General features: G+C 60.2%; 14 protein-coding genes and 3 pseudogenes. 9 read left to right on the top strand and 8 right to left on the bottom strand.

Annotation, left to right across the window (positions count from 1 at the left end; all coding sequences use genetic code 11):
- Nucleotides 1–280 precede the first annotated feature (280 nt).
- The 7 genes from ABIA42_RS01950 to ABIA42_RS01920 all read right to left on the bottom strand — a co-directional run bounded on the left by ABIA42_RS01950 (nucleotide 281) and on the right by ABIA42_RS01920 (nucleotide 14,512).
- Nucleotides 281–1,225, bottom strand: a complete 945-nt coding sequence (locus ABIA42_RS01950; RefSeq protein WP_014497831.1) for a hypothetical protein — start codon at nucleotides 1,223–1,225, stop codon at nucleotides 281–283.
- Between the two features lie 2,185 nt (nucleotides 1,226–3,410).
- Complete coding sequence (locus ABIA42_RS01945; protein WP_011084794.1) at nucleotides 3,411–4,451, bottom strand: pectinesterase family protein; 1,041 nt, start codon at nucleotides 4,449–4,451, stop codon at nucleotides 3,411–3,413.
- Between the two features lie 218 nt (nucleotides 4,452–4,669).
- Nucleotides 4,670–5,968: a glycoside hydrolase family 28 protein gene (locus tag ABIA42_RS01940; RefSeq protein ID WP_014497833.1), complete on the bottom strand. Its 1,299-nt coding sequence runs from the start codon at nucleotides 5,966–5,968 to the stop codon at nucleotides 4,670–4,672.
- Nucleotides 5,969–7,724: 1,756 nt separating this feature from the next.
- Complete coding sequence (locus ABIA42_RS01935) at nucleotides 7,725–8,894, bottom strand: Wadjet anti-phage system protein JetD domain-containing protein (protein ID WP_095424606.1); 1,170 nt, start codon at nucleotides 8,892–8,894, stop codon at nucleotides 7,725–7,727.
- Nucleotides 8,895–8,896: 2 nt separating this feature from the next.
- Nucleotides 8,897–12,331 (bottom strand): SbcC/MukB-like Walker B domain-containing protein, encoded by a 3,435-nt coding sequence (locus ABIA42_RS01930; RefSeq protein ID WP_018647407.1) that lies wholly within the window; start codon nucleotides 12,329–12,331, stop codon nucleotides 8,897–8,899.
- Nucleotides 12,328–12,966: a DUF4194 domain-containing protein gene (locus tag ABIA42_RS01925; protein ID WP_011084789.1), complete on the bottom strand. Its 639-nt coding sequence runs from the start codon at nucleotides 12,964–12,966 to the stop codon at nucleotides 12,328–12,330. The genes ABIA42_RS01930 and ABIA42_RS01925 overlap by 4 nt, the downstream gene beginning before the upstream one ends.
- Nucleotides 12,956–14,512, bottom strand: a complete 1,557-nt coding sequence (locus tag ABIA42_RS01920; RefSeq protein ID WP_028143997.1) for a Wadjet anti-phage system protein JetA family protein — start codon at nucleotides 14,510–14,512, stop codon at nucleotides 12,956–12,958. The genes ABIA42_RS01925 and ABIA42_RS01920 overlap by 11 nt, the downstream gene beginning before the upstream one ends.
- Before the next feature lie 444 nt (nucleotides 14,513–14,956).
- Between ABIA42_RS01920 and ABIA42_RS01915 the strand changes: the two genes are divergently transcribed.
- Nucleotides 14,957–15,208, top strand: coding sequence for a helix-turn-helix domain-containing protein (locus tag ABIA42_RS01915; RefSeq protein WP_011084786.1), 252 nt, complete (start codon nucleotides 14,957–14,959; stop codon nucleotides 15,206–15,208).
- Nucleotides 15,208–16,527 carry a type II toxin-antitoxin system HipA family toxin gene (locus tag ABIA42_RS01910; RefSeq protein WP_011084785.1) on the top strand — a complete coding sequence of 440 codons (1,320 nt, stop codon included), beginning with the start codon at nucleotides 15,208–15,210 and terminating at the stop codon, nucleotides 16,525–16,527. Before ABIA42_RS01915 ends, ABIA42_RS01910 begins: the two co-directional genes overlap by 1 nt.
- Before the next feature lie 251 nt (nucleotides 16,528–16,778).
- On the opposite strand, the pseudogene ABIA42_RS01905 reads toward ABIA42_RS01910, so the two are convergent.
- A pseudogene (locus ABIA42_RS01905) lies at nucleotides 16,779–17,773 on the bottom strand (IS481 family transposase).
- A gap of 213 nt (nucleotides 17,774–17,986) precedes the next feature.
- Between ABIA42_RS01905 and ABIA42_RS01900 the strand changes: the two are divergent.
- From ABIA42_RS01900 to ABIA42_RS01870, 7 genes and pseudogenes are all read left to right on the top strand, one after another.
- On the top strand, nucleotides 17,987–18,352 hold the full coding sequence (locus ABIA42_RS01900) for a Nif11-like leader peptide family natural product precursor (protein WP_011084781.1): 366 nt from the start codon (nucleotides 17,987–17,989) through the stop codon (nucleotides 18,350–18,352).
- A gap of 90 nt (nucleotides 18,353–18,442) precedes the next feature.
- Nucleotides 18,443–18,787 carry a hypothetical protein gene (locus ABIA42_RS01895; RefSeq protein WP_370115716.1) on the top strand — a complete coding sequence of 115 codons (345 nt, stop codon included), beginning with the start codon at nucleotides 18,443–18,445 and terminating at the stop codon, nucleotides 18,785–18,787.
- A 48-nt stretch (nucleotides 18,788–18,835) separates the two neighbouring features.
- Nucleotides 18,836–20,062: an IS256 family transposase gene (locus ABIA42_RS01890; protein WP_370112649.1), complete on the top strand. Its 1,227-nt coding sequence runs from the start codon at nucleotides 18,836–18,838 to the stop codon at nucleotides 20,060–20,062.
- Nucleotides 20,063–20,130: 68 nt separating this feature from the next.
- Nucleotides 20,131–21,345, top strand: a pseudogene (locus ABIA42_RS01885) (radical SAM family RiPP maturation amino acid epimerase); the annotation flags it as partial.
- Between the two features lie 706 nt (nucleotides 21,346–22,051).
- On the top strand, nucleotides 22,052–22,789 hold the full coding sequence (locus tag ABIA42_RS01880; RefSeq protein ID WP_231088519.1) for a hypothetical protein: 738 nt from the start codon (nucleotides 22,052–22,054) through the stop codon (nucleotides 22,787–22,789).
- 23 nt (nucleotides 22,790–22,812) lie between these two features.
- A pseudogene (locus ABIA42_RS01875) lies at nucleotides 22,813–23,596 on the top strand (IS5-like element ISBj2 family transposase).
- 74 nt (nucleotides 23,597–23,670) lie between these two features.
- On the top strand, nucleotides 23,671–25,020 hold the full coding sequence (locus ABIA42_RS01870; protein ID WP_370115717.1) for an IS701-like element ISBj6 family transposase: 1,350 nt from the start codon (nucleotides 23,671–23,673) through the stop codon (nucleotides 25,018–25,020).
- The last annotated feature ends 35 nt before the right edge of the window (nucleotides 25,021–25,055 follow it).

The following is a 25,055-nucleotide window of genomic DNA, read 5'->3' as shown; positions in this document are numbered from 1 at the left end:
CGGGGATGATGGATCAGGCGAACATCCCTGCGGCCTCCTGGTCCACCGTAGCCGAAAATAGCGCTCCCCATTGATCACAAACTGACTTGGCCCGAACTGGTTTGGCAGCAGATGCATATTTCCCAATACATCGATCAACACGACTGAAGCCGCCTGGGAGCCGTGGCGCCAGCCGGCGCCAACGATCGCTCCTATATCCCGCAGCTCCGGAGCCGCCCCCGGCGGTCCTGCGAACGACGAGGCGGCTGCAAATTCAGATGCTGGCGCAGAGCGCGCATCGTCACGCAAGTCGTGGGGTGTGGGGTGGATCCAGATCAACGAAGGAGTCGAGACCGCCGTAGATGTTTGACGATCGAGGCCTCACGCACGACGGCGATGCGGAGTCTTGCATCTGTTGCCCGAGCCAGGCCCAGGCTCCCTGGCTGGGGGTGGCCGGTGTAGCAGGAAGCTCGAGCGGCGGATGAGCTTGCGCGCCCCAGTGCGGCGCTGGCTCTGGTGAGGCGGGTCCTTGGATCTGCTCGCCAAGCCAGTTCCAGGCTCCGGCGCTCGGCGTCGCCGGGGTTGCGGGAAGCTGCTGCGACGAACCGGCCTGCCAATGGCTGGGCGGCGCTGGCATCGATATGTTGGGCCCGTGGATCTGCTCGCCAAGCCAATCCCAGGCGCCCGCGCTCGGGCTAGCTGGCGTTGCGGGAGGACCCTGCAGTGCATGCGGCTGTCGAGCAGCTTCCCAAGAAGGCTGGCCCGGATCCTCAGGAGGCCTCAATCCAAGCGCCCTGTTCGCCTCCAGGATTTGCTCGTATCCGCCAAGTTTGACCAGATCAGCATTGATCTTCTTGTCGTTGGTTTCGCGCCTGTACTCCTCGAGATCCCGGACAAACGCGGGGGTGGAAAGTCGGCCGGCCATCGGTGGCCTATCATGGGTCCGCAGCCACTCACTCAGCTTAGACATGCGGCGAGCTTGCCTGTCGATCGTCTTCGGCTCGATCCTGCGTGTTGCCTTTTCCGCCGCCGCCCACATGTGGATGAGGGTTGCGTCCGCGCCGTGAGGAGCCAGTCGGCGGAGATCAGGCGCCAGGGCGTTTCCGGCACCGACCTCACGGAGCTTCTTCAAGGCCGCCTTGATGCGCGTGCCGCGGCGGCCTGCGTACCTGTCGACCTCCTCATCGAGCTCAGCTTCCAGCTGGTGGTTTTCCACCTCCGGATTGTCCTGCTGCGCGTTTTCCAATTCCCGGCTATTCGATCCGCAATTGAGGGCCTGCCGTGCTCGCTCAGGAGCACGCTCAAATGGCGCAAATCGGTTGCCGCATTCTTGATCGTGCCGTCGGTGAGGTTACCCGCCGCCTTGTTTCGGAAATCTTTAATGAGCTCCTCATCGGCCGCAGGGACCCCGCGCGTCCGGCCCGGCGTGCCTCGCATAATCAATTCGTAAATTCGTCGAAAAGACGTCAGATTGCCCAGCGTCGCGCGACGAATTTTCACTGCTGCTCCGGCCAAGCGCCTTGCCGATTCCCGACTTGAAGCGTGACCATAATCTGCGGCTTTTTCCGCTTTTGGCCGACGCGGCAGACTCTGCGTCCGGAAAGCTTTAGCGCGCGCTGCTGAACAGATCATCTCGCAAACTAGACTGCGGCACTTGCGTCGCAGCGGTAAGCTGAAAGCTGGGAATGTCTACGCTCCGGCGCGTGTCGCCTAGCGCACTCTCCCTAAAAGTGGAGTGCGGCGGCGCCCGCATCGAACCGCCGAAATCGTCCCGCCGGACTGCTCGACCACCTCCTGCGGGAGGCCGATCAGGTGAAGTTGACTTGCTTTGATCAGACGGATCGAGATGCAAATCCTCCATACGCTTCTCAAAGTCGCCTTGCTCGCTTGAGTCGCCCCGTCGCTGACCCGCCCGCCCCGGCAGCGCGGCGTACTCCCGCATCCAGGCTCCTGAATCGAAGAATGGGTCAACCGGATCCATCCTGCTCTCCTCATGTTTGTAGAGACCCTGCAGCAATCCGTACGGCCTGGATTACGGCGAGATTGCAGCTCTTCAGATTCTCGATTGTTGTAGCCGCAACCTTTCAAGAAGCTGACGAGATCAGGATATTGCTGCGCGCGAGACCGGCGTCGCATCGGCACCCGCCTGACGACGGACGGAGTTGCTCCAATTTTATCGCACCTCTTCGCCGGTTTCGTGTTCGAGCTGACGAAATTGGTCGACCGATCTAACAATGGATCGCCGGTCGATCGTGCGCCGAATTCAAGCATCACGGCGGGACTTACATAGCCGCTACCGTTTCCAATGGATCATACGTGACGTGCATCTTGTCGTCCTTGGCATCAATTTTGGTAGTGAGCTTGTCCTATTGCAGGCGTTCATTGATGACGCACAACGTCTTTTCCTTGACGCAGACCGGAGGCGTTCTCGCGCGTTGGCACTTTTGCTTTGACTGCGGTTCTGAGGGACCAAATTGTCCACCGGGTCCGGAGCTGTTGCTCGAATGCCGTATGTGAGATCCACGTCGTACGAGAAACGGCGAATTGCGCCGTAAGCCTTCGAAAGGGACGTTCCGCTCGGAGACGAGATTCTCGCCCAGTGGCGACGAGCGCGTTCAGGCATCAAAACGACCCCAAACATTCTTTTTCGAGAAGATGTGCAGGGCGTCCTGAGTTCGCAGCAGTAACGGTGCCTGGCAAGCCAAGTTGGCAATGAAGATCCGGCAGACTTCGATTCGCTCACTTCAATCGGGCTCAGTCTTTGACTGAGGGACCGCAAGGCTTCTCTTGCAGTCTCGGGACCGCCCCGCTCGAGCGCGCACGACCTCACCTGCACGACGGCTTGGCCATCGTAAGCTGCCAACGCGGTGCATGCTTGAACTCCACAACTTGCTTGCCAAGATGGAGCTCGCGGAACGCCCCCGAAGTCAAATAAACCTGCCGAACAGTCTGCGGCCTCGTCAACCGAGTTGGTTGGCTGAGGCAGCGCCTCCGTAACCGATGATTTCGCCGCGGCGCGCCTTGGTCTCCTCAACAACTTTTCGACCGACTGAGCTCTCGTTCCGAAGCAACTTTCGACGGGGCGCAGATAGGCGCCCTCGCCTCGCGCACGGGAATTTTCGTCGCTCACCGACCGAACGAATATAGCCGCGAAGCATCAGCCCACTTCGCTCTCCGGAGATCTGCGCAAGGCGCTGAACAGGCAAATCAGCCGTTCCCGAGCGATGACGACGTGCTGACGTGACGGTCCGTAGAGCTTGCCGACACTGATCCGCCAAAACGGACAAGATGATCTGCGAGCTGAAGCGGGCGCATGTGGGTGGACGGCGAACAGATGAGATCGTCGCGCCGGCCCCCCTTTCCGTCGGTTTGGCTCCGGCGGCGGTTGGGTTGCTGTACAAGACTCTCCATCACAATCAGGCTCGCTCCCCTCATTCATCCGAGGATCGCCGTGGAACCCCTTCACCGTGAACATTGCTCTTTGTTCGAACCTGATGGTTCGTGGGCAGCCAATCTGTGACACCCGCGAAGAACACTCTCAGCGACCATCTCGCAGCTTCGCCATCTTTCAGTTGATGGGAATGAGGCTCGCGGCCTGATGGGTTAGCACCGATGCCGAAGGATCTATATTCGGCATAATAGCTCGTGCTCAACTTGTTGGTCTCGCCGGGAGCCCATTCGCGCCAGCCTTCCGCAATCACTCGTGCATCTATCTTTGTCGACAGGAAGACCACTGTGGCGTAGGAGCGCCAGGGGCGGCCAAGCGCGATATAGCGCGCAGCAGGGTCGGCACTTAGCCTGCAATGATCAAAAACATAGCCACTGTCCTCATCCGGCGTTGCCTTGCTCTGAGCGGTATAGATGACCGCTTGATTGGCGATGCCGTGCAATTCACATTGCCGGAACCAGACCTTGGCGTTGCCAAATATGAAATCGACATGCCCTTCGATGTAGCAGTTCGAGAAGTATTGTCGTGACATTCTACCGTTTGGTCCCTTGCCGGCAAACAGCGTGTCCTGGGCGCCGAGCAGGCGGACGCGCGTAATGACGTCCCTATCTCCGGTAACGGACAGCGCTACCGCCTGCGAAGGTGGATTGGCCGGATTGAGGGCATAGTCGTTCTGAATGGTCAGATTCTCGAGCCGGAAGTCATCGCTAGGGGCATCCAGCGTCGCCGAACGGGCCGTTCCTCCTACATTGACCGCGCCGTCGCCATACACAATGACCGTATCCTCCGGCTTGTTGCCAGTCCCTGCGAGATGAACACCGGATTTCGTGATTTTAACCTTCTCGCGATAGATGCCTGGCGCGATCCGGACGTTTCCGCCTTCCGCCGGCAATGCGTCGATGGCTTGCTGCACGGAGTGATAGTCTGCATTTCCGGCATGCGACACCAACAGTGGATGAGCGTACGCCGCGGCGATGCAGAAACATCCCGCCAGAAGTGCAGCGGAGGAAACGAAAATTCGCATGTGATCTTACACTTCGTTTCTCAGCGGGATAGCCGTCGCGCATCGACACAAGATTTTCATCGCCAAATCAGAACCTGCGTCACCTTGACATTTCCGGCCCTGCAAAACTGTCGGCCAATAGCAACCAACTCGGGACATGAGCCCGACCTTCGTCAACACCAGTAATCTTGGCCCCAGATGCGGAACTCACCACCTGAGTTCGGCGCCGCGTGTAGTGCTTACCGATTGCCGTCGCGGAATGCCTTGGAACATACCTCCGATCCGCGCAGCGGCGGTTGTGTAGCTCGTCCGGGCAGCGGGGGCCATACGTCAGAGTGATTTGCGCTGACGTTCGCATGTTCAAGTTGCCAAGTCGCGGAATTGGCAAATCGAACATCTTCGAGTGTCACGTCCAGGGCATGCCGCTCGTCTATGCCGCGCATCAGCAGCACACCAGTGTCGCCATGCACATGACGGAGAACGATTTGCCGATAGACCGGAATCCTCGTGCCTTGAGCGCGCGGATCATATTTTGCATCGAAAGCCAGCGGCCACCGGTTGCCCCTCAGGCACACGTACTCATAAGTCACGTTCTCGACCAGACCGCCTCGACCAACATCGCTCTTGATGCGCAGGCCCGACGTCGTACCATCCAGTGTCAGATTACGCACCAATATGTCTCTGGCCCCGGAATTCACCTCGCTGCCGATCGACATGCCATGCCCCCAGCCGAAATAATTATCAATGATCGAGATATGGCTGCTTGAACCATTGTCGCCGGCCTTGATTGCGACGTTGTCGTCACCCGTACGGATCCAGCTGTGGGTGATGGTCACATCCTGACTGGCGCCAAGATCGATGCCATCGGTGTTGCGGGCATCCGCCGGCGAATCGATCGTGAGGGCCCAAAACGTGGCACCTTCAACCCGGTTCATCGCGACATGAAAATTGGCAGCGTTGCGCAAGGTGACACCAGAGAACGTGATATCCTGCGCATGATCGACCTGGATCAAGCGTGGGGCGTTCTGATTGCCGCCCTGGGCTTGGGCGCGGCGGGCTAGCTGCCACCAGGTTTCCGCGCCGCCGCCGATCAGCGCGCCGCCCTGACCATCGATGATGCCCTCTCCGTAGATACCGCCGCCGCGCGTTTTAGAAAAGCTGATGAATGGCCGGCAACCGTCGCCCTTTTCCGCAATGCGACCACATTGTCCGAGGCCCTTGTCGTAAGCGGCAGGTTCGGGGATGGCGATCAGTGTCGCACCGCGTCCGACCCATAAGGTCACGCCCGATTTCATCTCGAGTGGACCTGAGTGAAACTCGCCGCGCCCGAGATAAACTGCAGCGCCATCGGGGCAATGTTCAATGGCCTCCTGTAGGCTAACTGTATCGTTCTTGCCGGAAGGCACAGGGCGATCACAGACCGTATCAGGTGCAACAGGTTCGGCGATAGTCCGGCGGTCTTGCGCTTTTGCGGCGGGGCCGACAACCATGGAGGCGAGTATGGACAATAGGGCCCAGTTGCGAAAACGCTTTGTCATTGACCTGCTCGTGCTTTTGTCACGCGCATCATTGTCGCGTGCCTTTTCTGGTATTGAGCGCTGGCTTGATCGAGTCGCCGCGTGCGTCACTGGCGCGCACAAGATGACATTTATCCGACGCAGTAGACGCCTGGACTTGAGATCGCGCAGCAGCACCTTGCCTATGCGCGAAAAAGATGAAGCGTTTTGCGATAGTACGAAAATCCAACAACTTCGTAACGTCAGCCTGCTCACACTGATTGAGCTCCCAACCGGTCCCCGATTTCATTTGTGCAACTCCAATTGCGCGTGAGTCCACGCAGCCTCTCGTCCAGGATCGGTGGGCAGTGAGTATTCGGGAAAGCTTTCGAGAAGCTGACGAGGCTACGGCCGGCACCGGATCGCATTCGCACCGGATCCCCTCTTCCTGGTGTCTCACGAATTTTTAGATGACTGCCGTTACCCGCCCTGTTCCGGAGTGATCGCTTGCGGGACATAGTCAGTGAGTTCCGTCATCATCCATGCGATGCCGGAGGCATGGTCGGCTTCCGCGGTCAGCACCGCTCGGCACGTCGCCTGCCCAACGGCCATAGCGGACCATCGTGGTCATTGAACGCGCCCGCTCGCGCCCCCTCCATGGACGCCTAATCGGAAATTTCAACGACTTAAAGACGGACAAGACGACCGAACTGGCTGGAAGTGGAGAGCTCTTGACACTCGATTCAGGACATCTACGTGAGCAGCCCCGAAACAGGAGGCTCTAGCCAAAGACGCGGCGATACGTCCCCTATCTGGTGCTGCTCTGCGCGCATCCCTGGCGGACGCACCGCGATCAGCCAAAAAGCCGAGCCTATCGGCAAGGCCGCACCTAATTGTCCAGTTCGCCCGCCGGGTTCGCAACACCATGCGTCTCGAGATCTTCGCCAGGTCCGTCCCAAAACCTGTCGCCGTTAACGTGCGCGGCGGCAGCTTTCAGCGGTCCCATCGAGGCGAAAACGCCACGGCAGCATCCGGGTTAACAGGATTATCGAGGCTTCGCGATTTAGGCGGCCGTGCGTTGCGTATTGAATTGTTTGCCGCAGAGTTGCGCTGGCGTTCATCGATCGAGACCGCTCGACACTCAAGCCTCCGCTCCAGATCCGCCAATCCTGCCTTACATTCGGCGACAACCGATTGGGCGCGAAGCAGCTTGACCTTGAGCTCGTCCTGTTGCCTGAGTATGTTCTCAAGATCCCAATCGTTCTGCATTAGCTCATTGACCATCTGCAAGCCCCGATGCAAGGCCGACACCTAGCTTCAAGAGCGCAGGCTCTGCATGTCGCAGATGCCCCACCCCGAACCATGGGCTAATCCGATGCCAAACGATCGTCCTGAGGACGCCTTTACGCTGGCGTTCTTGCTGAGAACCACCATTCGTTGCGAGCCCCCAAGACAATCGGCTTCTGCCCGGCAAACCGGAGCGCGATCCCAAGATGGCAGAGTTCGCGAGGCAGGCGCCCGGTTTGGAAAGCGCATCGGGGGACCTCTGCCATCGATCAAGCGGGCATATTTCATCTCAATACTTCAACCGGATGCTGAACGAGCATCATAGTCACAGGTGGTTTCGTCCCATCTTCAAGCAACTGGCATGCCAATGCTGGTTGAGCGTTTTTATGAAGAAACGATGTCGGTTTGCCCGCAGCACGTAGTTGCGGGCGGTGCTGTTGTCGCGCTTGAAACAAATGACGTCCTGAGCGAGACAGCCAAAGCAGCAACCACGAGCGTCCGCGCGCATTTTCTAATGAAACTCTGGCAGGACTGGATCGAGTTCTTCCTGCTCGAGCGTCTTGGCTCCATCTTTCGCCAGGTACGCTGCCAGAGCTGCGATACCGGAGTCCGGTGGACATCGAGCGGGTGCGGATTTTTTGAACGGCACTTGTCCCAAACGCTCGGCAACTTCGACACTCATGAGGTGGGCACGGATCGGCCGGTCGACGGCGCGCTCGATGGTGTGGAAGATCCAGGTGCCGTCCGGATCGATGTCCGACCAATGAAAGATCGGCGTCTGTTCGGATACCAATCCTGCGATCGTCCGCAGCGCCTGCTGGGTGGCAAGCGAGGGGTACCCTCCGACATACATGGTCGTTCCTAATCGGCCGGGGTCCGCCTCGGCGATGTGCCGGTTGAAGCTTGCGAAATTTTCGATCGTTAGCACGTAGGCCGGCGGCTCCCGGAAGCGGACGCGATCTGCTTCCTTGGGAGTGATTCCGAGATACAGCGGAGAGATTCCGGAGAGGTCGGCTCCATCGAGGTCGATCTTGCCCGCGATCAGCAGCGGTGGCGCGAAGCGCTCAAGGCCGATTGCCCGGAGCGCCTCGCGTGGCCGCGCGCCGGGGGGAAACTCCAGGATGCCGCTCAGGAGCCGCACGACCGCGCCTTCGATCCGTTCGAGCGTTTTGCTGTGCCCCACCGTTCGTCTCGAGAAGGTCTTGTAGTCGACGCCAAGATGTTTGTTAGCCAGGATGGCCTGGGCGAGAACGAACGCGTCGCGCAGTGTCTCGACATCGGACGAAGCAACCCCGTGCCACGTTTTCCCCCGCCCCCATACCTCGGCGACTTGGGAAGCGCTGTTCTTCAGAGAGTCGTGCATCGCCGCCCCGGCGACAAGCCGCACAGCGGCATCCTCCGCGATGCGCGACGCGGGGGTACGGCGGAGATATCGGTATAGGATCTCCGCCGAGGCCAGCCGCACATGTGCCACTTGGTCGCTCATGGGGCCCCGCCCCCAACCAAGGGAGACCGCGCCGGCGCTTTCGGCTTCCCTGATCTGTTTCAGGAAGGCGTCCGCCGCGACTACTGATGGGAAAGCGGGGTAGTCCGGGTGGGCGATCGGGCTTGCGGCCCCCGCCTCGAAGCGGTTGAGCAGGTCGTTCAGCAGGCCGATCGCATCCGTGAAACGCCGAGCCATGGCTACTCGGCGGCCAGACGGGTGGCGAGCTCATCTTCGGACATCAGGTCCGGATCGATGGCCATCAGCTCGCGCTTGGCCTTCTCTTTCAGTTCCACCACAGTGGCCCTGGACTGCTCGCCGATGCGGTCCACCTCCACGATGGTGTCCATGTGCTCGAGCACGGCGACGCGCTTCTCGAACGGCGCCGCGATCACGAACTGCAGGCCGAGGTTTTTGTAAAAGCTCATCATCTGCCGCTGGTTCTTGCCGTCCATCTTGGAGAAGGCCTCATCGAACATGGCGAGCGCGAAACCGGCGGGCTTGCCGGCACGACGCTCCGCGCTGCCGTAGACGGCGGCCAGCGAAGCGCCGATGGCAACGTAGATAGGCACCTGTTGTTCGGCGCCAGACCCGGTGCCGCGCCGCTGCTCCCAGCGGGTCGAGCGGCCGGTGGCAACATCCTCCATGTGGATCTCGAAGGTGTAGAAGTTGCGGTAGTCCTCGAACTGGGTGAAATCCTTGTCGGGGTCCTCGAGCAGCGCCTCGAGTGCGACGATCGTATCCTTGTGCGGGAAGTCATCGGGCACGTCGCCCCGGAACAGCATATCGAGCGCCTCCGGAGAGGTTTTGGCGATCTCGATGATCTTCAGGATGGGCTGGAATTCCACCATCTGGGTGCGATGGAATGAATATCGCTCGTTATGGAACGGATGTGCGTAGAGGCTACGGTTCAACGATTGCAGCTCCCGCTCCATCTTTCCGATCCGGGCCGTGAGCGCGTTGATGAACTCGCCGCGCAGCAGGGTAGAGGCCTTTTCCGCCGCATCCCGCGCCTGCCTTTCGTACTGGCGCAGCTCATTGGATTCGATATCCGAGATCAGCTGCTCCATCCATGGCTTCACCTCCCGCAGCGGCTCGCTTTCCGCACCGACCTGCGAACTCATCCCGAACTGGTCGAAGTAATCGTAAAGAAGCTCGCGGACCCGTCGCTCGATCCGGGCGCGCTCGTTGTCGGACACATTCGCATCCTTCAAGGCCTTCTCGGCGATGGCCCGGTGTTTCTCAGCGAAGCCCTTTTGGGCTGCGGCATCGAGGCGGTCGCGGTAGACGGCCCTGCCTTTCGCGGTGGAGTAGAGTGGGAAGAACTTGCGGTATATCGACCGGGCGACCCTGAGGTTGAGTTCGGAGCCGGGCACGTTCTCGCCCTCTCCGAGCCTCCTCTCCGCCGACCTGACCTCGCCGTCATGCTCGCCGAACGCCTTCTGCTGTGTCTTTCTCTCCTCCAGCCTCTTCTCCTTCAGCTTTTGCTGCGCCCTCTTTTTGTCGCGAAGCCCGCCGTCCCCCGCGCCGTCGAGGGCATCGAGCCTGGCCTGAGCTTCAGCGACCTCAGTCTGCGCGGCCGCGAAGGCGGCCGCGCAAGCCCCCAGATCATTACGTCCCTCGCAGATGTTCTTCAGAGCGGCAAAAGCCTGCTCCGCGGCATGGGCCTCCTTCCCCTTGTCGATCAGGATCCGACCCAGCTCCTCGGCCTGATCCTGCAGGGATCGCAGGGCGTTCGCCTGGGCTGCCTTTCCGATCTTATACTGCGAGGATTCGATCCAGCGATGGCTCCGGACGAGTCCGTCGTCGTAGAGGCCGTCCTTCATTATCGCCCGGCCGGGCCTGTTGAACTGGTCGAGCGTGTCGGCGAGACGGACGTTGCCGTAGCGGCGCATGATGAAGGCCATCGCGTCCGGATCCTGGCTCCGGAAGATCGAGGGGAAAGTGCCGCGCTCCGGCTTGGCCCTGAACTGCTCGAGCTTGTTTAGGCTCACGAGCGATGCATGGCGAAACTCGCGGCGACCTTCCTTGAAGATTGACGTGGCGGCGCTGATATCCGCTCTGTCCACGAACACGGCTTCCCGGTCGCGACCGAGGAGCGCCTCGGCGGCTCCTACCCACTCGGGTTCGGCGACTTCGATGATGTCGCAGAGTACGCGCGGGACCATTCCACCCTGCCGCAGCCTGCGGCAGAGGAGTTCAGTGTCGTCGCCGAGATAGGCGCGCGCCCCTCCGGCGGCGTGCTGTCGGATCCGTTCGAGCACCTCGTCGCGCCTGCCGCGGAGGCCGGAAAGCTCCGCGATGATCCTTTGACGCGCTTCGTCGATCTTCGGCAGCCATTTGGCGCCGCTTGCCGCGAAGGACTTCTCGGCCGCGGTGACCTCGTCGGAGACGCCCCCGATGTCGGCCCCGGCGGTGGCGGTCAGAAGACGCTCAAGCGCAGGAACGAAGTCCTCGAAACCGTCCGCGCACATCGCGCGTAGCGGCTCCAGGCGACGGATGTTCTCCATGCGAGCCTTGAAGTCCGCCGAGGCGCGGTGCGCCGCCTGCCCGGCCACATCGGCGGTCTGCTGCAGGGACTTTCTGCCGGTCTTGGCATCGTGCTCGGCGATCGCGGCCGTGAGGCGTTCGATCTCCTTATCGATGGCCTTGACGTCGTCGTCGATGAATTCGAGTTCTTTTGCTGCGGCGTCCCGGCGCGCCATCTCGGTACGCCGCTTGGTCTTGAAGTCCAGGTTTGTCGCGCGCGCCGCGAGCCAAGTCGCGCGTTTTGCGACCCATTCCTCCCTGAACTTGGTCTCGAGCGCCTCTTCAAGCGCGGCGAGGACGCCCCGAAGCGCCCTTAGGGCTTCGAGCCTGAGGCGCATTTTCCGGATGGTCTCGCTGATGTTGCGGTATGTCTGGATCGACTCGCGCAGCTCCTTGATGCCGATCGGACTGTCCTCGAGGATGTAGTTCCGCACGAACTGCGTCGCCGTCTGGTTGTGATCGAGCGTCATCGCGTTGACGATTGATTTCTGCAGGGCGCTGGCGTTCTGTTCGCCAAAGGACGAATGCGGCAGAAGATGGCGCATGTACTCGCGGACATAGTCGCTCGCCCGGTCGCGATGATTGACGAAGTTGCCTTCGCCGACCGCTGCGACGATCCGGGCGCGCACGTCCTCCCACTGCGCCGGGAATTGCGACTTTCCTCGCTGCTCGATGAAGTCCTTGGAGCTCAGAACGGTCCCGACGGCTACGAAGAGTGCCAGCACGGTCTCCCTGCTGTCGGACTTGCGCGCCTCGAGCGCCATGCCGATCGTGACCGGTGACCGGGCGCCTTCCGTGTCTTCGAAACCGAGCGCGATGTAGGTGCGCGCCTCGTCGCGCCGGCGCTGATCTTCGCCGAGCGTCCCAAGGCAGTAATCGACGACGCTGCGCTTCGAGCCGCTGCGCGATTTTCCGCTATCGCCGGCGACCGCGTTCAGGCGCAAGAACCGCCGGCTCCCGCCGGTGAGAACGACCTGTGCCATGTCGAGGATTGTGGATTTGCCGGACCGGTTCTCGCCCAGGACCCCGACGTGTCCCCTCACGTCGATGTCGGCGACGTCGAATAGGTGCCAGTTCACCATCGTCAGGTGGCGTAGCTCCATCATGCCTCGTCTCCTGCGGGCTGCGGAAACCGCGCCTCCTCGCTACGGACGTAGCGCTCGAGCCGTTGGAGGGCATCGCCGCCACTGATCAGCTTAATCATCGGACGGATCCTGATCTCGCAGTCCTGCTGCTCGTCGTCAAAATCACCGATCTCGACCAAACTGCGTTGGGCGACCTCGCGCAGGATGTCCCGGAACCGGGCGGCCGAGATCGCGCCACCGCCGCCGTGTTGCGCCATCTCGCGGTAGCGATCGAACAGGTCGTTCAAAGTGGCCACTACGACGGCCCGGTCCTCGACTGCTCCGACGTTCACCTCCTGCTGCCAGTATGCCGCCAGCACCAGCATGACGATGGTTTCGTCGAGCTTCATCCGGGGCAGCGGCACGTCCTCGTCCATGGCGACGATGCCGGCCCACTGCGCCTCCGGATCGCGGTGGACGCGGTATCCGCAACTATCGAAGAAGCCGTCGACCACGTCGCGGAAGCGGCCGTCCATGATCGTGTTGTAGACTGTCCCGGTCCGGGGGTCTCCCGCGAACACGAACTGCCGCCGTAGCAGGAAGTGCTGCGCTTTGCGGAGGTCGGCTGCCTTTTCCGCGCCGAAGGAGCGCTCGACGTTTTCGAACTCACTGAGCATGAGCCGCCCTCGCCTTCCGGAGTGCGCCCGATCGCTTGACCAGGAAGTTGGCGCAACGGAGCCATTCGCTGTCGTGTGGGGGCGTGTCGGGGCACGGTTCGAGTTCGAACCCGGCCGCGACCTGCGCCGGAACCTCGCCTGTCAGCGCATATCGGCGGGCGCAATCGAAGGCGAGAAAGTCGTCCACGGTATCGATTTCCATGAAGCGGGCTTCCCTGGTCGCGAATGGCGGCACCTGGCCCTCGAGGAATCGTCTGACATCCTCGGGGCGGGGCGCGATGCGAGCGATGTACTCGAGGCGGAGCTTCTTGCGCAGTTCATACAACGGATCCGACGGCGGCTCGGCGAGCTCCCTTGCTTCGACGGGACGGCGCGGCTGCCTGGCCGGCGCCTGATGGTGCTCCGACCAGGGCGACCGCAGCGGCTCGATGCTCCATTCGATTGTCGCCTTGTGGTGCCTGCCGTCGCGCAGTAAGGCATCCAGGCGCCGCACCAGGTCGCCGGCCCGGCCGACGAGTCCCTGCCCGCCCCGCTCGGCGTACTTAATGGTGTTGCGGACCCGGGCTTCGAGCTGCCTGCGGAAGGCCTCGATCCTGTCGAACATCTCCCCGATCTGATCGAAGATGCTTTCGATAGCCAGCAGGTCGTCGGCCGCGGCCATTCGACCGTCCTCGATGTCGGCTGCCATGCTGGAAGCTATGTACTCCTCGGCGAGGACCTGCATGGTTTCCGGGCTGTAGGAGATCCTCCGCGCGAGATCGACGATGGCGTCGCGGAAGCGGTATGGATGGTTGACGGTGAGGATGGACTCGAAATCCTTCAGCAGGAGCTGTTCGATGAACTCCTCGAAAAAGGCTTCGAGCCGGGTAGCGACTGTTTTCGACTCCATGACGGTCCGTCGGACGCGCTTCAGGTCGGCCAGAATGGCCCGCAGACTCTTAGTGAACTGGTCGGCCTGATTGCGCGCCTCGCGGACGGCGAGCGCGGCTTCGCGCTGCTTGCGGTCGGTGATCTCAGGCCTCAGTTTTTCGACGGCCTCCAGGTTGAGGCGGATTTGCACGATCAAGCCGCCGAATCGCTGCGAGAGATCCTTGTTGAGGCTCGCGAGCCGTTGCAGCACGAGCAGCGGTCCCATAGCCATGTCCACAGTGACGCGAAGCCCGTATTCCTCCTCTTCAAGCCATCCCCAGACGAGCAGCCGGGCGTATAGTTGTCGGGCAAGACCGAGCGCCTTGTCGCCCTTCTCGGAAGCGAGCGCGACGTCGGCCTTCCGGATCCGGCGGCGTCTCGCGGAGATCATTTCCGGCAGGCTGCCGAAATCATCGCCCTCGTTCCAGAGGACGGGGTTGGCGCGCATGACGTCGTAGATGGCGTGGACCACCTGCTGCGGCGTCGGGAACGACGGCGCGCCTGAAAAGAAGCGTTCGTGCAGATCCAGCAGACACGCTGCGTACAGGTGCTTGTGATCGCGCGAAAAAGCTAAAAAGGCGTCGTCATGCAAATGGCGGAACAAGGTCAATGACGCGGCTCCTGGGCCCGACCTCATCCTGAGTTGGCGGCACTAAATGCACGGCCTGCCGGGCAAAATGTTAGTGAGAGTGGGTCTTGAAAACACAACCGGAAGATCAGTTCTTAGTATGTTCTAATATAGCTTTCCAGCTCAATCGCTGTCGAGACTCCAAAGGTCCGATCGGAGCTAGTGTCCGGTCTCAGATCGGGAACAATCCGGCCTCAAGTCATTGAATTTGTTGTTGTTACTATTGCGGCAAAATGGATACAAGGAGTTGCTTGGCACGATAGTGATACGAACGTTCGACATGTCGAGGAGGCTCTCTCGCCCACCGGCAGATTCGAGCCCAGCTCTACATCGATCATCAGCTTTAGCTTTTTAGTAATTTCAATATGCCTAGTATACGCGAAAGCGTATGATCTGTAGATATTCGCGGTCGCGTATATTGACAAATTATACGCGTTTGCGTATCATGCCTTTATGGATACGATTGCCCGCACCCCCCAGCAAATCGGCGCCGGGATCAGGCGCTACCGGCGGCAGAAGAAGCTCACCCAGGGGGACCTCGGTGAGAAGATGCATGCGCGTCAAGCGACGGTCTCGAAGCTGGAGGCCGGTGAACCTGCAACGCAGCTGCGCATCTTGATGGATGCGCTGGCCGCGCTCGACCTCGAGCTGGTCATCCGGCCGCGCACCAAATTGACGGCTGAAGCGATTGAGGATCTGTTCTGATGGCGCGTCGCCCTGCCCGTGCGCCGCTCAACGTCTACCTCAACGCACGGCTGGTCGGGCGGCTGCGGCGCGAGAGCAGTGGCGCAATCGATTTCCAGTATGACAAGCAGTGGCTCGCGTGGGAAAATGCCATCCCCGTTTCCGTGTCGCTGCCATTGCGGGAGGATCGTTATATCGGCGATCCCGTCGTCGCTGTTTTTGACAATCTTCTGCCCGATAATGACGACATCCGCCGACGCGTCGCCGAACGCGCGCATGCTGATGGCGCCGATGCTTACAGCCTGCTCTCCGCCATCGGCCGCGATTGCATCGGGGCGCTGCAATTCCTTCCCGACAGTGCCGCACCCGGGGGCGCCGGCGCCATTGATGGCCGCGCCGCTAGCGATCAGGAGATCGCCGCCATTCTCGGCAACCTTGCCAGCAATCCGCTCGGCATCGGCCCCGACCAGGACTTCCGCATTTCTCTCGCGGGCGCGCAGGAAAAGACAGCGCTGCTTTACTGGAAAGACAAGTGGCACGTGCCTCATGGCACGACCGCAACTACGCACATTATCAAGCCGCAGATCGGGAAGTTGCCGAACGGAATCGACCTGACCGGCAGCGTTGAAAACGAGCATCTGTGCCTTGAGCTGGTTGCGGCACTCGGCTTGCCTGTCGCCAAATCAAGCATCATCGATTTCGCCGGGCGCCGCGTGCTCGCAGTTGAGCGGTTCGATCGCATCTGGACGCGCGACGGCCGCCTGTTGCGGCTGCCGCAGGAAGACTGCTGCCAGGCGCTGTCCGTTCCACCCGCGCGAAAGTATGAATCCGATGGCGGACCCGGCATCCGCAAAATCTCGGATTTCCTCAAGGGCAGCGATACGCCTGAGGACGACCAGGCCATTTTCTTCAAGGCGCAGATCGTGTTCTGGCTGCTTGCCGCCACCGATGGCCACGCGAAGAATTTTAGCATTCATTTGGCGCCGGGCGGTCGTTTTCATCTTGCACCGCTTTACGACATCATTTCGACCCAACCGAGCTTGGACGCTGGACAGATCAGCCAAAACCAAATGAAGCTGGCCATGGCGATCGGCAGCAACCGGCATTACATCGTCCACACGGTTCTCGGCCGACATTTCGTGCAGACTGCGAAAAGCTGCGGTCTACCCGACAAAACAGTCAAGGTTGTCATCCAGCAGCTCGGCGATACAGCCGCAAAGGCCATAGATCAGGTGCTGAATGCGCTTCCAAAAGGATTTCCGGAGAAGATGGCCATATCGATTGCTGATGGCGCAAAGCGCCGTGTGAATTCGCTGGCTGTGCTCAAGAGTAGTGAATGATCGCCGGTTTGCGCAAGCGTACGATGACCTCCGTGAACGGTGGCAGGAAGACCGGATCTACCAAACCAAACCTGGAAGCTGCCTACCAGAGGAGCAGCAGCGCGATCAGCAACAGGGAGCGTTGCCCGAAAGCAGCCAACCAGCGGCTCAAGAAACGGGCCCGGTTCAAGAACGGCGATTGCCGCTCTCCTTCGACGGCGAGCGGCCCGCGCCGTCCGTATGCAAGCTCCAACAGCGACTGCGTTTCCAAACTAGGTGTTTAGTCCCGGCATTTGCTGGAGCGGATTAAGTTTGAATCGTTCTGGCTGGGAAGTCCAGCATTTGCAGATGTATTCGTAGGGCGTGAGGCCCTTCAGGGTCTTCAGCCGGCGAGCGAAGTTGTAGGCGCGGACGAAGTCGGCGAGGTGGCTGCGCAACTCGTCATGCGTGTCGTAGTGGAAGCGCTTGACTGTGGCCTCCTTGATGGTGCGGTTCATCCGCTCGACCTGGCCGTTGGTCCAGGGATGCTTAGGCTTGGTCAGGCAACGATCGATATCATTGCGGGCGCAGGCCACCTCGAAGGCATGAGCCCAAAATGGTTGCTTTCGTTCGATCATGGCTTTGATATCGGCCACAGTCCAACTCCCACCGCTTGGGTCGGTGAGTGGGTGCCGTTGTCCGTCAGAACGGTGTGGATCTTGTAAGGGACTGCCTTGATCAAGTTCCGCAAGAAGTCGGCTGTGACACTCGTGGCTTTTCGTGCAACTCGGTGAAGGCGCACTTCGAGGTTCGATCGATTGCGACGAAGAGATAAAGCCCTCCCATCGCGGTGCGAACCTCGGCGATGTCGATGTGGAAGTATCCGAGATAGCTTTTGAACTTGCGCCTTACGCCCTTGCCATCCTCCACGTCGGAAGCCGTGAGATGCCATGGCGCTGAAGACAGCGATAAAGCGATGAGCGTGTCAGATGCGGGATTGTCGCCTGGAGAGCATAAAGGCAGTCATAGTCATCCAGCGGCAGCAGCGCATGCTTGCAAAAGGCGACGATGATGGCCTCCTTCTCAAGCGACAAACTGGTGGATTTTGGCTCTCTCGGGCCGGTCGGAAGATCGGCCACCGAACCGCGCTTCTTCCATTTTGCGACGGTCTTCGGATTGATCCATAACGCTTGGACAGCGCCCCCAGGCTCTCTTGACTATTTTGTATTGTTCGACGGATTGCCTCCGTCGTTGTGGCGCAGCCGTGAAGAACCTGCTCCGTTTGGATACTGTCAACGAAAACCTCGTCCCGCGTAGCGGGCCGATTGTCAGTTCGGCAACAAAGTGTCACCAAGTGGACGATACGCAGGGTCAGAAAAACGAAAAATCAGCAATCTTCAATTCGGCACGCCTCTTGCCCTGTTAACGGCGTCGGCACCAATCGCTTGTGAGCCCGAGATGGATGATTTGGCGACTTTGAGCAAAGGCACGGAGACTGGCTGTGTCGCGAACTGACGTAGAGCGATTCGTCAACGATCTGGGGAACGACGGTGGTCTGCTTGAACGCGTAAAACCAATTGCTACCGGCCTTGCATCGATTGTCGCGATCGGAAAGAGCCTCGGCTACAGCTTCACACCTGATGAAGCTAAAAGTTGCATTCGAGCTCGACAGAAGTTGACGACTAAACCGCTCGCCGGTGGCACTTTTAATTCGAGTGATACGATCTCGACCGGCGCTGTTCAGGCCCTTGCAGAGGTGGCCACGAGCGGCGCGCAAGCCGCGGAAGCGGCCTCTGACCACGCCACAGCAGTTGAGCCCGTTGCAGTTGTTGTGGTTGTTATTGTAGCGGTCGTGGCCGAGGTCTGACATGCCTTCGCTCTGACCGCATCGGGTGGTTGCTCGAGGAGGCGATGAAGTGCGATGAAGTGCGATGAAAACATGAAGTAAGCTTCGTCAATGACACACGCTGCCGCCGAGCACTACCGACAGATTTTTGACCGGCGTACCCCGGAGCAACTGCGCACGCTATCGCATCTCAAACGCTTCATGGAGCGGTTAGTCGGTGACGAGGAGTTCCGCAGGGCGCTTGCGGAGGCAATCGCCACCCCTCGAGCGGTAACAGAGCGGTACGGCATCAATGTGGATCCAATGGAGGTGCTGCCGCTCTGGCGCGGTGGCTACCAACAATACCGCTTCAAGCCGGAGTCTGCGCCGTGGCCGCTGGCTGTGATGTGGGATGAGTATCTCCGCGAGATGATGCGTCATCGCGACCTCTTGCGCGACGAAGGAGGGTGTCAGTAACTCGGTGTAAGATGGTTTCTGTGAGTTTACCTTTGACAGGAGACTCACATGGCTACGGATTTTTCACCTGAGATTTTGGACCAGCTTCTTGCCGGGGGCAGCCTCAAGCCAGAAGACTTAGCCGGCGAAGACGGGCTTTTCAGACGACTGAAGAAGGCGCTTCTGGAGCGCGCACTGGGTGCGGAGCTGACCCACCACCTTGGCTATGAGAAGGGCGACCCGGCGGGCCGCGGGTCGGGCAACAGCCGCAACGGCACAAGCAGCAAAGCGCTGTTGACGGACGACGGCGAGATCGAGATCGAGGTGCCGCGCGACCGCGCCGGCACGTTCGAACCGGTGATCGTCGCGAAGGGCCAGACCCGCTTCGACGGCTTCGACGAGAAGATCATCAGTCTCTACGGGCGGGGCATGACGGTACGGGAGATCCAGGGCCATCTGGCCGAGCTCTACGGCACCGAGGTGTCCTCCGATCTGATCAGCAAGGTCACCGACGCGATTCTCGACGAGGTCCGCGAATGGCAGAGCCGGCCGCTGGAAGCGATCTATCCGGTGGTCTTCTTCGACGCGCTCAGGGTCAAGATTCGCGATGAGGGGATGGTCAAGAACAAGGCAGTCTACGTCGTGCTGGGCATCACTGCATCGGGCGAGAAAGACGTGCTCGGGCTTTGGATCGAGCAAACCGAAGGCGCCAAATTCTGGCTCAAGGTCATGAACGATCTGAGGAACCGCGGCGTCGCCGACATCCTGATCGCCGTCGTCGACGGTCTGAAGGGCTTTCCCGAGGCGATCAACAGCGTCTTTCCCAAGGCGATGGTCCAGACCTGCATCGTGCATTTGATCCGCAACAGCCTATCCTTCGTGTCCTGGAAGGATCGCAAGGCGATCCTTCCCTCGATCAAGGCGATCTATCATGCCGAGAATGCCGACGCCGCTCTGCTCAGGCTCGAGGACTTCGAAGCCGAGTGGGGCAAGCGCTATCCCGCGATCGGGGCGGCCTGGCGCCGGGCGTGGGAGCACGTCATTCCGTTCTTCGCCTTCGCGCCGGAGATACGCAAAATGATCTATACCACCAACGCGGTCGAGGCGCTGAACCGTTCGCTGCGCAAGATCATCAAAACACGCGGCAGCTTCCCCAACGACGAGGCGGCGATGAAGCTGCTTTACCTCGCCATCAGAAATGCCGGCATCCATTGGCGACGACCGGTTGCATGGACGGCCGCAATGGGCCAGTTTGCCATCCAGTTCGGCGAGCGCTTTGCAGGCTCAGCGGACTGACCCCATGGGGTCAGTCCGCTGACCCCGCAAACCCCTCACAGAGACGCTCTTACACAAAACTTCTGACACTCCCCGACGAAGGCGAGATGTCGACGATCAATCCTCGCTTTCATGCTTGGCGCGAGCGGCAAATCCGGCGCTGCAATGACCAATTGGGCGTGTCGGCGGCGTCGCTCACGCACCCCATAATCGCTTTCGAGCTAAGCGAAGGCTGCAGCGTCGGTTGTTGGTTCTGTGGCCTCTCGGCCGATCGCTTTACAGGCTATTACGACATAGCAAAGAGCATGCAGCGCTTTGGCGGGGCGTGGTTGGTGTCGCGAGCGAAATGTTTGGTTCTGCAGTCCGCACGGGCTTCTGCTACTGGGCCACAGATCCTATGGACAACCCACACTACGATCGCTTTCTGTTCGACTACTATCAGATTACGGGCGCGTTACCGCAAACAACAACCGCAGCCCCACTCAAGGATCCGGCACTCACCAGGCACGTGCTCGGGCTCTTCAATCTATATCGCACGACGACGAATCGTTTCTCCGTGCTGAGCAGGGCCCATCTTAATCAGATTCACACGGCCTTTTCGCCTGAGGAGTTGCTAGGAGTCGAACTCATCCTGCAGGGCAAGGAGGCGCAGACAGCAAAGGCCATGGTCGGGCGCGCGCGCGAGCGGAAGGAGAAGCGCAGGGGCGCTAACAAGGACGGTGCAATCGCCTTTCTGGAACGCAATCACACGACGATCGCCTGCGTTTCCGGCTTCCTCGTAAATATGCGGCAGGGGCGTTTACGACTGGTGACGCCGGTGCCGGGTAGCGATCGCTGGCCTCTCGGGTACCCGCATTCTGGGTGAACGCTTCTTCAGCACGCCTGACGGTTTCCGGGGCGGGCTGCAGAGCATGATCGAACAGTATATGCTCGAGAGCCCAGCCCATGACCTGCCGATCCGCTTCCGCAGGGACCTGCAATATAAGGCAGGGAACCGGTGCTTTCATCTTCGCTCACGCAACATGGAACACCGCGTGCTCGACGACATCGCCCCGATTTCCGTTGGCCCTTTGATCGCGGACGGCAACTGCACAATGTCGGAGCTGGTTATTCGGGTCGCAGCTGACGGAACAACCCTCCTTGGGGTCGCCGACTTGCTCGATCAGTTGTACATGACCGGGCTGATCGAAGAAGACCTCGACGACTGCTTCATCTGGCAGACCGGTGACTGGACGACGAGGCGCATCGAAGGAGTCAAACACGCGTCCTCCCATACGGGTGCAGATTGTGCCGATTCGCATTGAGGCACTACTTAGCCTCAAGCGACAGCAGCATCCCACCATCCAGCAGTGCTGAGCGCGATGACATGCCGCTCCGCATCCACGGTCCCTGGCTTCGTGGCGTGCACAACCGGCGTGACAAAAGAAGACCAGCGGGGTTCCGCGCTTGCGGCTTCGAGCCAAGCCCTCATTTCGGGCATCAGCGGTGCACGACTGGGACGCACGCGGTTAAGTCGAGAATGGCTTCCCCCGCCCAGTGGTCAATCAAATGGTTCTGCCAGACGACGGTGCCGCTGGTTCCGGAGAGGTCGTGGCTTTTCGTGGCGCGCCACTGCAACTTGCACTGGCGGTGATCCCTGCTAGCGGACGACGACGCGCCTGAAACTTTGATAGGTCCATGTGAATGACGACGTCAGTCCGTTCATCAATGATGAAAAACAGCGAGTCTCACTCGAGGGTGGCGCCGCTAAATACCAGAGCGGAGCCGCGTGCAGGCAATTATTCCCCGTTCGGCTCCAGCACTCTCTGCTTGCTCATGCCGTCCAGTCGCCGGGCAACGAACGTGACGCGGAAATCGTGGCTCGAAGCGGGCTGCCCACTAGCCGAATTAGCGACTTCACGTTCACGGCTCCGGTCAGGAGTCGCGCAGAATTCACTTTGCCGTCCGGCGCATGAGACTATGGCATGGCGAACGCACCTGTGCGCACATCATGAATAACGTGGAATGATTATGAGTATCGCTGTGCCAATCGTCCTAGTCAACATGCCTGTGTCGGCAGTCGAAAGGCCGTCACTGGCGCTTGGTCTGCTGAAATCAGCGCTGACCCAGGCTGGACTGCAATCCACCATAGCATATGCCAACATCTGGTTTCTAGAATACATAGGCATCGCCGACTATGGACCTCTTGAGAATTGCCCGCCAGAGGAGGCACTGGTTGATTGGCTGTTCGCGGGCATTGCTTTTCCCGGCTTCGAACCCGAACAAAACGCCTTCCTCGACCTCTATTTCGAGCGCAACCCGATACACGCAGGCAAAGGTATGGCCGAGCGTCGCGCGAATTTCCTTAGGCTGCGCTCGCTCATCGGCGGGTTTATCGACTGGACGGCTGACAAGATATTGGCGAAGCGGCCGGCTATGGTCGGGTGCAGCTCGACCTTCACCCAGCATGTCCCCTCGCTCGCGTTGCTGCGCCGGCTGAGCGAGCGCTCACTTGATCTTGTCACCCTCATGGGTGGAGCGAACTGCGAGTCGGTAATGGGGCGCAGCACTCACGCGCGTTTCCCATGGGTCGACTATGTCGTGTCGGGCGAGGCCGACGCACTGATCGGCCCGCTGTGTTGGGACATCCTAAATCGCGGCAGAGACATCCCGCCTGCTGACCTGCCATTTGGCGTTTTCGGCCCGACGCATCGCGAGGCCGGCTATCCCGCGGCGTCGACGCGCGACTTAGGGTCTGTACCTAAATAGCGCCACGTGATTCTCTTGCCTACGTGTTGATTCGGGGGCGAGAGAATGCGCGCTGGTTTGTTTTGGCTGAACGACAGGCAATGGGCGCGTATCGAACCGCATCTGCCGAGGGGACTGACGGGGCCGGATCGGGACGACGACCGACGCATCGTCAGCGGCATCATTCACATGCTGCAATCGGGTGCACGATGGCGTGATTGTCCACGTGAATACGGCCCTTACACGACGATCTACAATCGCTTCAATCGCTGGGCCAAGCGAGGACGATGGTGCGCAATCTTCGAAGCGCTGGCCAAGCCTGGCGAAGACGGCGTCGTACTGTCGCTCGACTCGACCTCGATTAAAGCTCACCGGTGTGCCTCCGGCGGAAAAGGGGGGAGCACAATCAAGCAATCGGCCGCTCGCGCGGAGGCCGCACGACAAAAATCCATGCGCTGAGCGATCCGCTCTGCCGGCCGGTCGTCCTGCATCTGACTCCAGGCCAGGATGCCGATATCGCTGCGGCTCCCGATGTCCTGGCGCTCGCGCCACCCATGAGCGTGCTCCTCGCCGACAAAGGGTATGATGGCGACAAGCTTCGCGGCGAAATCATTCGTCGTGGCGCCAAGCCCGTAATCCCCCAATAAATCTAACCGTGTCGTCATCCATCGCTTCAACAAACGCGCCTACAAAGGACGAAATGTCATCGAACGCTGCTTTTGCAGGCTCAAGGACTTCCGGCGCATCGCCACGCGATATGACAAGCTCGCCCGTAATTTTTTGGCCGCTGTTCATCTCGCCGCTCTCGTCGCATATTGGCTCAATTGAGTCTGGACCCTAGCACTACTTTGGCAGATTGTTGATTTTGCCGCGTTTTATAGGATTCCCGAATCAATTTTTCAATGATTCATGGGTGGTCGGCTCTTGGAGGGCTGACCCTGCCGGGATGGGAAGACGAACTCGAACGCTGGCTGATGCCGTTCTTGGACCGGCTGGGTCATAAGACCCGGCAGCGGATGTGTCCTCTGTATGTTGCGGGATTGATCGGTCCTGGCGATCGCAAGAGCGTTCAGCCGATGGCGGAACGCCTTGTCACGAGCAACTACGACCAGTTGCACCATTTCATTGCCGACGGTGTCTGGGACGCGACGCCGCTGGAGACAGAGCTGCTCAACCAGGCGGACCGACTCGTCGGCGGCAGGGATGCGGTGCTGGTTATTGATGACACCTCACTGCCGAAGAAGGGTGAGCGATCGGTCGGTGTTGCGGCGCAATACGCATCGGCTCTCGGTAAAACTGCAAATTGCCAAACGCTGGTGTCTTTAACGCTTGCGCGCGGCGAAGTGCCAGTGATGGTCGCGTTACGTCTCTTTCTGCCTGACAGCTGGACAAGCGACATGCCCCGTTTGAAGCGCGCTCGCGTGCCAATCGAACACCGAACGCCACGGTCCAAGCCGGAGATCGCTTTGGCCGAGATTGACCGCGCGATGGCAGCCAACATGCGCTTTGGATGTGTGCTGGCGGATGCAGGATACGGCCTCAGCGCACCGTTTCGACAAGGGCTAACAGAGCGCGGGCTGGCCTGGGCGGTCGGTATCCCTCGGCACCAGAAAGTGTATCCCGTCGATGTGAAGCTCATTTGGCCGATCACCAAAGTCCGTGGCAAACCACGAAAGCACCACGTGCCCGATATCTTATCGATTGCGGCAGAACAAATGCTGGCCAGCGCCAAATGGAAAACCGTGAGTTGGCGTAGCGGGACGAAAGGTCGGCTCAAAGCCCGATTTGCTGCCCTCCGTGTCCGCACCGCCGACGGCCCTCCGCAGCGGATATGGGATAAAGGTCAGCAGCATCTCCCAGGCGACGAAGTCTGGCTCATTGGCGAGCAACGTGCCTCCGGGGAGAGCAAATACTATCTCGCCAATCTTCCGGCGACGACGGATCTGCGCACGCTGGCCGCCACCATCAAGGCACGGTGGATTTGTGAGCAGGCGCATCAACAGTTGAAGGAGGAGCTTGGACTTGATCACTTCGAAGGGCGATCATGGCAAGGTCTTCATCGCCACGCCCTTATGACAATGATTGCCTACGCCTTCCTGCAACATCGTCGCCTCGCATACGCGGGGCGGAAAAAAAAGAATCAACGGGCCTCCGCCTCAACCAACCATGCCCGCCGTACGCCATGCCATCGTCGATCTCATCCTTCGGCCGCCGCCTCAGCAATGCCCATATTGCCGAAAGCAAATCCTTGAAAAACAGCGGCCAAAACACATTCTGCCAAAGTAGT

Source organism: Bradyrhizobium sp. USDA 327, from assembly GCF_041262065.1.
Classification (GTDB): domain Bacteria; phylum Pseudomonadota; class Alphaproteobacteria; order Rhizobiales; family Xanthobacteraceae; genus Bradyrhizobium; species Bradyrhizobium liaoningense.
Note: the sequence above shows the minus strand (reverse complement) of the source record. Positions and strands in the feature narration are given on the sequence as shown.